Origin of the sequence: Photorhabdus sp. RM323S (assembly GCF_042879375.1) — a bacterium.
In the GTDB taxonomy this organism is placed as follows: domain Bacteria; phylum Pseudomonadota; class Gammaproteobacteria; order Enterobacterales; family Enterobacteriaceae; genus Photorhabdus; species Photorhabdus tasmaniensis.
In genome coordinates, this window is the sequence record NZ_JBHFKZ010000161.1 from 1 (window position 1) to 953 (window position 953).

Annotated in this window: 4 protein-coding genes; all 4 read left to right on the top strand. The window is 36.6% G+C overall.

Features of this window, described 5'->3' with window-relative positions:
* Positions 1-97 precede the first annotated feature (97 nt).
* Positions 98-346 (top strand): hypothetical protein, encoded by a 249-nt coding sequence (locus ACGF7G_RS22425; protein WP_387468489.1) that lies wholly within the window; start codon positions 98-100, stop codon positions 344-346.
* Positions 343-618, top strand: coding sequence for a hypothetical protein (locus ACGF7G_RS22430; protein WP_387468491.1), 276 nt, complete (start codon positions 343-345; stop codon positions 616-618). The genes ACGF7G_RS22425 and ACGF7G_RS22430 overlap by 4 nt, the downstream gene beginning before the upstream one ends.
* A 1-nt stretch (position 619) precedes the next feature.
* Positions 620-772: a hypothetical protein gene (locus tag ACGF7G_RS22435; protein ID WP_387468492.1), complete on the top strand. Its 153-nt coding sequence runs from the start codon at positions 620-622 to the stop codon at positions 770-772.
* On the top strand, positions 769-953 hold a 185-nt coding region (locus ACGF7G_RS22440), incomplete at its 3' end, for a hypothetical protein (protein WP_387468494.1). The genes ACGF7G_RS22435 and ACGF7G_RS22440, both read left to right, overlap by 4 nt.

The window sequence follows — 953 nt, forward strand, 5'->3', positions numbered from 1 at the left end:
ACTATCGATAAAAGCCAATTATTTCAAATTGGCTCAAATAAATTAAAGGAAATAAAATCACATGAAATTAGTTAATCTTGTCGAAGAAATGAAAGTAGTGACGTATTTTGGAATTGAGATAACGGTTCCTTGTTGGGTGGAATATATTGCCGCTGACTTTAATGGCGAGTTGTGGGGATATCAGTGTAAGCCTCTACGGACATCACTGCGTAACGGCGGATGGTGGGTATATGATAATGATGTAGAAGAAGGTGTCTATCGTCTCGAAATCGGTAAAGTGGAGTTTGAAGATAATGAGCGCTGGGAAGACTCTTTAGTGAGTTTAAATAGTGAGGCCGCGCAATGAAAATACTAATGTCGTCTTTTGACACTAAATGTGTGTCTTATTTCGGGATTGATTTGGAAGTGCCAAAATTTGTGAGATATATTGTCGCTGATTCAGAGGGAACGCTGTATGGATATCGATTTGAGCCTGAAATGAGATTGGGATATTTTGATTCTGGTGGCGATGAATTTGTAGAGTTGGGTGTCGTGGAATTTGAAGGCGAGAGTTGGAAAGATTCTTTAGAGTATGTGGGTGAGGCGTCGACAACTGTCTTCTGTGCGAAAGGTGAATGAGATGATAGTAGAAAAACATATTTATCAGGAAAGTAGAACTGTTAAGTATTTTAATGTGCAAGTTGAGGTTCCTTACTGGACAAATTACATTGCTGCTTTTGCTTGGAATATATTAAACATGTACATAATTAGAAAAGGAAATAAAATCACATGAAACTTATTAGCTTAATAAAGCCGATTAAAGTTAAATACTTCGGCATTGAATTATTAGTCCCGTTTTGGACTAAATTTATAGTAACTGATCGCAACGGAATTGTATTAGCATGGAACGAAAAGCCATCACAATACAATGGAGACTGGATTTCTGAATCAGCACAATATCAATATGAAATTGT